This is a genomic window from Desulfomonile tiedjei (genome assembly GCA_016212925.1).
In the GTDB taxonomy this organism is placed as follows: domain Bacteria; phylum Desulfobacterota; class Desulfomonilia; order Desulfomonilales; family Desulfomonilaceae; genus JACRDF01.
Genome location: JACRDF010000020.1, coordinates 107,444 through 115,614 on the forward strand (window position 1 = coordinate 107,444; position 8,171 = coordinate 115,614).

Consider the following 8,171-nt stretch of genomic DNA (forward strand, 5'->3'; position numbering starts at 1 on the left):
AACCATGAAATCGTCACCTGTACACTATCACCTTGGAGGATTCCCACCGAAGGAACTTGACTGGTCGCAACTGATCCCGCTGATCGGCCCAGCCAGTGCGGGGCTGGCGCGTTACGACGGTTTGCTGTCTGCTATCCCGAACGCCAACATTCTCCTCTCACCCCTCACAACACAGGAAGCGGTTCTCTCTTCCAAGATCGAAGGCACGCACGTGACTATGGGGGAGGTTCTTGAAATTGAGGCCGGCGGGGAATCCGCTACAATTACCCAACCCAAACGAGACGAAGCGGAAGAGGTGCTCAACTACCGCAGGGCCATGCGGGCGTGCATTGCGGAAATGGAGTACCGCCCGCTTTCCCAGCACATTGTGAGAGCAGCGCACAGCCTGCTCATGCAGGGGGTTCGAGGCCGGGACAAATCGCCGGGAAGCTACCGGAATGATCAGAACTGGATCGGCCCCAAAGGGTGCACAATCGAGGAAGCCCGCTTTGTACCGATTGCCCCTGAGCACCTGCAAAAAGGCATGGACGATTGGGAACGCTATCTCGGCAGCGACTCCGAGCCTGACGCACTTGTTCAACTCGCCATCCTGCATGTTGAATTCGAGGCCCTTCACCCTTTCAAAGACGGAAACGGCCGCTTGGGTAGAATGTTGATCCCGCTCTTTCTTTGCCAACGCAAGCTGCTTACCAGTCCGGATTTTTATATGAGCGGTTATCTTGAAGCAAACCGGGAAGAATATCAGGAACGCCTGCAAGCCGTTTCCCGCGACGGCGATTGGACGAGATGGTGCAGGTTTTTCCTCCAGGGAATCCGTGAACAGGCGGCCGAGAACGAGCGCAAAGCCAGGGCCATCCTGTCGCTTTACGATCGTGTCAAGACTCAAGTGGTTGATCTGACGCACTCACAGCATTCGATCCGGGCCGTTGATTTCATTTTTCAGACGCCCATTTTCAGGGCGCCAACATTCACGCAACAGTCGGAAATTCCGCGGCCGACTGCGAATCGCATTTTGACCCTTTTGCGGGGCGAGAATCTTTTGCACACGATTCAAGAGGGCAGAGGGCGACGCCCAGGAATTTTTGCATTTCGGGAGTTGCTGAACATCGCTGAGGGAAAAGAGGTGTTTTGAGTCTTACCTACGAGACACAAAACAACTTATGTCTCATGAATGACGATATATGAGACATAATCACATCAACATCTCATCTGCGAGACACAAAGAAATATGAACGAAGCCGAAACCCGACCCGAACATATTGACCCCGCCCTGAAAGCGGCGGGATGGGGCGTGGTCGAAGGCAGCCGCATCCGGCGGGAGTATCCCATCACGCCGGGCCGTATCGAAGGCCTCGGGCGGCGAGGAAAGCCGCTTACGGCGGATTACGTGTTGATCTATCGCAACACCAAGCTGGCCGTGAACGAGGCCAAGGCCTGGGATGAAGAGCTGACCGAAGGCGTGGCGCAGGCGAAGAACTACGCCGGCAAGTTGGCTTTGCGGTATGCGTATTCCACCAATGGCCGCGGAATCTACGGCATTGACATGCAGACTGGCCAGGAGGGCGAACTCTCGCGCTATCCCACGCCGGACGAGCTCTGGAATCTGACCTTTGCTGAAGAGAACGCCTGGCGCGACCGCTTCGCCGCCGTGCCCTTCGAGGACAAGGGCGGCTCGCACCCAAGCCGGTACTATCAGGACATCGCCGTCGAACGGGTGATGGAGGCCATTGCGGAGCCCCAGCCGCGCATCCTGCTCACACTGGCCACCGGCACGGGCAAGACGTTCATCGCGTTTCAGATCGCCTGGAAACTGTTCTACAGCCGCTGGAATCTGAGCCGTGAACCCTCCCGCCGCCCGCGCATTTTGTTCCTGGCGGATCGGAACATCCTGGCGAATCAGGCTTACAACGCCTTTTCCGCCTTCCCCGAGGATGCGCTGGTGCGTATCGAGCCGGCGGACATCCGCAAAAAGGGCAAAGTTCCGAAGAACGGCAGCCTGTTCTTTACCATCTTCCAGACCTTCATGAGCGGGCCGCCCAAGGACGGCAAGCCGTCGCCCTATTTCGGCGAATACCCCTCGGACTTCTTCGACTTTATCGTCATCGACGAGTGCCATCGCGGCGGTGCGAACGACGAGAGCAACTGGCGCGGCATCCTCGAATATTTCGCCCCGGCGGTGCAGCTCGGCCTCACCGCTACGCCCAAGCGTCGGGACAACGTGGATACCTACGCATATTTCGGCGACCCGGTCTACATTTACTCGCTCAAGGACGGCATCAACGACGGCTTCCTGACCCCGTTCAAGGTGAAGCAAATCTCCACCACGCTCGACGAGTATGTCTATACGCCCGACGACACGCTGGTCGAGGGTGAGATTGAGGCCGGGAAGCTGTATCAGGAGAACGATTTCAACAAGATCATTGAGATCAAGGAACGCGAGAAGCACCGCGTGAATCTGTTCATGGAGGAGATCAACCAAGACGAGAAGACGCTGGTTTTTTGCGCCACGCAGGATCATGCGCTTGCCGTGCGTGACCTGGTCAACCAGATCAAGACGAGCAAAGACCCCAACTATTGCCAGCGGGTCACGGCCAATGACGGCGAGCTGGGCGAGCAACACCTGCGCGACTTTCAGGACAACGAAAAGATCATCCCCACGATCCTTACGACCTCGCAAAAGCTCTCAACCGGGGTGGATGCCCGCAACATCCGGAACATCGTGCTGATGCGCCCGATCAACTCCATAATCGAGTTCAAGCAAATCATCGGGCGCGGCACGCGGCTTTATGACGACAAGGATTACTTTACGATCTACGATTTCGTGAAGGCGTATCATCATTTCAGCGATCCGGAATGGGACGGCGAACCAATGGAACCGGAGGAGCCGAAGCCGTGTCCGAAATGCGGGTCCCGCCCCTGCGAGTGCTAAAAGGAGCCTCCACAACCTTGTCACGCGTGCGGTCAGTCACCGTGCGTCTGCGAACCCGAGACTTGCCCGAAATGCGGCCAGCGCCCGTGTGTTTGCAAGAAAAGGGCGAAGGTGAAACTGGCCGACGGTAAGGAGCGGACCATTCAGCACATGATGTGCACCAGCTTCTGGCATCCCGACGGCACGCCCATGTCCGCTCAGCAGTTCATGGAGTTGTTGTTTGGGAAGCTGCCGGAGTTCTTCAAGGACGAAGCCGAACTCCGTTCCGTCTGGAGCGCCCCCGACACACGCAAGAAGCTTTTGCAAGGGCTTGCCGAGAAAGGGTTTGGCCGCGACCAACTGGCCGAGATGCAAAAGATTATTGATGCCGAAAAGAGTGACCTCTTCGATGTGCTGGCCCATGTTGCTTACGCACTGCCGCCGTTGACCCGCGAGGAGCGCGCTGCCAGGGCCAAGGTCGTCATTAGTACCCGCTTCAACACGAAGCAGCAGGTCTTCCTAGACTTCGTGCTGTCCCATTATGTGAGTATAGGGGTGGATGAACTCGACCAGGAAAAGCTGACACCGCTGCTCCGCCTGAAATACCACAACTCCATTTCTGACGCCGTGGCCGACCTCGGCAGACCGCATGAGATCAGCGAGGTATTCAGTGGCTTCCAGAAATACCTGTATCAGCAACACGGTGTCGCATGACCAGCAGCAACGTGGGAACAGGATGTTAACCGTGAAAAGGAGCATCCTATTTTTCGTTCCGGGCATGCTCGGCGTTCAATGGGAGCCCCCCCTTTTGACGTAAGTGAAAAGGGTCACGTCTGCTCTTGGCTCATGTTCGGAGTTGCCTCAGCGTCCTGGTCGACCACAGAAAAGCGATGCTGACGGCTTCCTGGGTCAATTCGGCGCACGGGCAGGGGGCGGACGTTCAAATCCTCTCCCGGCGTACCAGGAAAAACACGAAGAAAGGCCGTCCACTGGATGGCCTTTCTTTTTTTGAAATGGGAGATGGGCTCACCCGTTTTCATGGCGTCGTTCCCTGCGCCTGCAAGGCCAATTCGTAAGGCTATGGCATGGCGCACCCATGTCACGACTGTCCAACATGAGCCAAGAAGAGACTCGACCCCTCTCAGGACGCGCCCGGCCGGGATTCAAAGGGGGCAGGCGGCAGAACCCTGTACAGGATTAAGGAGGAGCAGATGATGCTACCGGCTCCGAGATAGCACAAGACGAGCTACAGGGGAGAATTCAACACCCAACACCTTTTTCCTCTTGACCTGTCTGAAACGGTACAGACCGTCGAACGCGAGCTTCCTGCTGAATTTTCGGCAATTTTGCCGTCAACTGGTCTTTAATGGTTCGACGGTAAGCGTAATAGTGCTCCAGCGTGACACAGTAGGCGAAAAAATGACCCATCCTCTTGGGGAACTTTATCATTCCCCGGATTAGTGATTTCCAGAATGTCCATCTCGAAGAGTGGATTACCCCTAAGCGCAGAACAACCTTTAGCGCTGCCAATGTCTCCAACAGTGACGGTGTGGCAAAGCCCTTGCTTACCGGAGGCGGAACCATCCGCGATAAATGCTCGAAAGTGCGTTTGAGATAGGATTCCCTCTCATAAAGCACCTCATGGATATTAATGAACTCCTCAACGATCTGGCTCATCGGCCTCGTTGGAAGGAAGTTCATCAGGCCGGTTTGACTACCGAAGCTGTCGTCACAGCTGGTTGAGAGGAGCCGATCTTCAGCCTGTAGCCGCTTCCAGATCTCCGTTCCCGGCCCTGCCTGCAGCAGGGTAACAAACATCTCCGGTATGTGGTTGCGGTTGGCGAACTCGATCAAACGTTGATCGGCCCCTGGCTCCTCATTGTCAAAGCCTATTATGCAACCGGCGATTACCTGCAATCCGGCCCGGTTCACCGTCTCGCATACCTGGTCGAGATCCACCGAAGTATTCTGAAATTTCTTTGCCTGACGAAGGGATTCACGATCCGGTGTCTCGATCCCCATAAACACTCTGAAGAATCCCGCTCGGACCATCAAATCCAGCATTTCGGGATCTGCGGCAAGGTTCACAGATGCTTGAGTGATGAACTCGAATGGATAGCCTCGTTCGTCCATCCATGGAATCAGTTGTCTCAGCAGCGCCTTTGCGCTGAGCGGCTGCCCGATGAAGTTGTCGTCGACAAACAAAATACCTTTTCTCCAACCAAGATCGTAAAGAATATCGAGTTCTTTTAGAACTTGTTGCGGCGCTTTTGTCCTGACCGACCGCCCGAACATGAGAGTAATGTCGCAGAACTCACAGCGGAAAGGGCACCCCCTGGAAAACTGAATAGCCATGGTCTCATAAATGTCGAGGTCCAACAGATCGTATTTCGGCGGGACACAATGTTTCAGATCCGGTCGGGGAGGCGTCTCGATGATGAACCCTGATCGCCCGCGTTCAAGTGCCTCCACGAGCATCTGAACACCTTCTTCCACCTCTCCTCTGACCACGATGTCCGCGCCGAATTCCAACATGTCCTGCGGAATGTGAAATGCCAAGGGACCGCCTACGACAACAGACTTCCCCTTGCGTTTGCTTTCTCGGATCAGTTCGACGATTCCGGTGTATTGAGTGACCATTCCCGAAATCATGACCACATCGCAAGACCGCCAATCTTCGTCCGATATGTCTTGGCCGGTTAAGTCCCTGATCTTGACATCCCAGTTCTCGGGAAGCAATGCGGCAACCGTCAATAGTCCGAGAGGCGGAAAGAGGATTCTTTTGCCTATCATCTTCAGAACACTGTCGAAAGACCAGAAGGTTTGCGGGTACCCTGGATTTGCTAGGAGAACTCTCATTGACGACTCCTGTGTAGGAATTCCAATCCCCACCGGTTGGTTTTGGAGCTATAGCGTTTGCTAAAAAAATGTCCGATTCAACGAAGGCAAAACGAAGACAACGGGCCTCTTACAGTCGGCCATTCGGGAAATATTCAATGGCAATCCGTAAAAACCGGAATTATGCGGCACGCTTGGCATTCTGGGAGTCGGCGGGGCGATAAGGGGCAAGGGATGGTTCCCTTGAACCCCAAAAGAGTTGCCCTGGCTCATTCCCAGAAGACGCGACAGAGGCAAGACCGTCTTCGTGTTGGCGAAAAACCCGTGTTTTCCTGTTTCTGAGCGTACCCCACCGAACGCCGCCGGTCAAGTGGTTTGGGTGACCGTCAGCCGAACACAGCCTGGTAGAGCCGGGGCAAGGGGAAAGCTGTAGCCGGATCCTCAAGCTGGCCTGACCTCCAAAACCTGGTCCGGGTTCTGAGTGAGACTTGTGGCACAATCTGAGGCCGATAGTAGGTCAGCACGAAGCGGAATCGTTTCATGGTGGAGCAGATCATTAGGATGCTGCGAGAGGCTATGGGCGTACAAGGGTGCCATGAGTGACAGGGCACCTTGTTTCCGTTTTGTTACCTTTTTTTCAGGCTGAAGCGGACCGAAACTACCTCAACCGAATTGATTTGACTTGAAATGATTAGGTAAATGGATCAGGGCGTTTGTTAATCAGGGGGATGTCGTTGCCTTCACACGGCAGGGGTCGGAGGTTCAAATCCTCTCCCAGCGTACCAGGAAAAGCAGAAAGAAAGGCCGCCCATTGGATGGCCTTTCTTTTTTGAAATAGGAAATGGGCTCACCCGTGCATAGCGTCGTGCCATGCGCCTGCAAGGCTAGTGAGAAAAGGCCGTGATATGGCCCGCCCGTGTCACGGCTGCCCAACATGAGCCAAGCGAGACTAGACCCCTCAATCTTAGCGGAGCCAAGTACGCGTGCCAGGGAGAAATGATAATGAATCACGATCCGGATGTGGAAACCTCACTAGCCAGACAGGAAACCCCAGACTCCCACCGATAGCTGACTCTCATTTCGCTGAAGCAGGCAGAAACTCGAAAGGTTGAGCCGGTTCAAACTTGCTGGCAGCGCTGCCCGAATAAGTCTTTCCACCTTGCAGAGTGAGCTTCTTGACCGGCGCACCTTCTTTCAAATCCAGTTCCGTCAGCGGTACCCAAAACGTGGTCGGGCTCGTGGCCGAATCATAGTAGTAGACCCTGTTCTTATGGTCGGAGACCGTGCGCCAATAGGTCGACGCAATGTTCGGCTGACCCGGAGTGGTTATCCCCAGCGGTACGGAGACCCCGCGAATGACGCCGAAGACGCTAGCCACAGCCTGGAACATGTGGGCCGTTTTGGGAATGGCGTTAATGAAAAACGAAGCACGGGCAAAACGATCCGATGCTCTAATGGTGCCCGGTAGGAAGACCATTCCTCCGATCTGCTCCCAGTAGGTGTTCAGGGCGAGCTGCTGGTCAAAAACAGGCGAGTTCGTCATAATTGGATACTCTTTGCCGTGATGGATGACGAGTTTACCTTTGACGTATTCGAAAATGGCAGAGTCACCGGTAGGATCGGAAAGCGCCAAATGTCCTGCTCCACGTTTTCCACCAGGTAGGTCCGGGGCTATAACCACGAAAGGGTCATCGCGCAAGGCGTCGACGGCTTCGGTCACGGAGGCGTAGTTGTCGAGCACATACTGGCCCCAAGCCGCAATGGACATGGTCGGCCGTTTTTCGTCTGGCTTGGGATACTCAGATTCCGTCAGATACAGAACGTTGGCAACCAGCCCCTTCTCATTCATTCCATCGACAGAGCTGACCCCGTAGAAAGAGCAAATCACGCTGCCGTACTTCGATACCCATTTGATCGAGGTTGGCCCTGATGCTCCATCACGCTTCATGCCGAGCGGAAAGGCCCAGAGGTCGGTACCCGTCTCTTCAGCCCAGTCCATCGACCGCCCCGTGATGATCGTGCCGTCTGGGCCGAGATAGACCGCGCGGGTGCACGCATCAGCCTTCTGGACAGCGACAACAGTCGCCGTCAATGCAATCAGTGCCACAAACAGAGCTTCTCTAATAGTCTTGCGGTTCATTGTCCAATTCCTCTCTCGTTTTGGGGGGTGGCGGGCTGACGAATGTAATAAAGCCAAACCCGTTACCATTTGGTCCGGAATAGGAATCCCGACGTAGCCAGACTTGCACAGCAAGATGCCGGAGGCAAGTCATCAGAAAAGAAATGGGGTCACCCATTAAAAGGCCCTCTGTCAAGGGAAAAAACTCTCCTGTTGCAAGGAAAGGATCGTTTCCTTGCTGAGGGTACGGCCGTGTTGCGTACAGCCTCCGTCAGTGCCTGCTCTTCACCTTTGCCGGTATTTCTC

3 protein-coding genes and 1 pseudogene are annotated in these 8,171 nt (G+C 55.1%); 2 read left to right on the plus strand and 2 right to left on the minus strand.

Annotated features, from left to right (window positions below; genetic code table 11):
- Window positions 1–4: 4 nt before the first annotated feature.
- Together HY913_09465 and HY913_09470 are read left to right on the plus strand one after the other, a co-directional pair.
- Window positions 5–1,132, plus strand: a complete 1,128-nt coding sequence (locus tag HY913_09465; GenBank protein MBI4963492.1) for a Fic family protein — start codon at window positions 5–7, stop codon at window positions 1,130–1,132.
- Between the two features lie 96 nt (window positions 1,133–1,228).
- Window positions 1,229–3,622 (plus strand): annotated as a pseudogene (locus HY913_09470) (DEAD/DEAH box helicase family protein).
- Between the two features lie 546 nt (window positions 3,623–4,168).
- Here the strand turns inward: HY913_09470 and HY913_09475 are convergent.
- Window positions 4,169–5,767: a B12-binding domain-containing radical SAM protein gene (locus tag HY913_09475; GenBank protein MBI4963493.1), complete on the minus strand. Its 1,599-nt coding sequence runs from the start codon at window positions 5,765–5,767 to the stop codon at window positions 4,169–4,171.
- A gap of 1,054 nt (window positions 5,768–6,821) precedes the next feature.
- Window positions 6,822–7,886: a linear amide C-N hydrolase gene (locus tag HY913_09480; GenBank protein ID MBI4963494.1), complete on the minus strand. Its 1,065-nt coding sequence runs from the start codon at window positions 7,884–7,886 to the stop codon at window positions 6,822–6,824.
- Between the last annotated feature and the right edge of the window lie 285 nt (window positions 7,887–8,171).

Bases quoted from the DNA above. Each gene is read 5' to 3' on its own strand.
- HY913_09475 (MBI4963493.1), bottom strand. From the start codon at position 5,767: ATGAGAGTTCTCCTAGCAAATCCAGGGTACCCGCAAACCTTCTGGTCT.
- HY913_09465 (MBI4963492.1), top strand. From the start codon at position 5: ATGAAATCGTCACCTGTACACTATCACCTTGGAGGATTCCCACCGAAG.
- HY913_09480 (MBI4963494.1), bottom strand. From the start codon at position 7,886: ATGAACCGCAAGACTATTAGAGAAGCTCTGTTTGTGGCACTGATTGCA.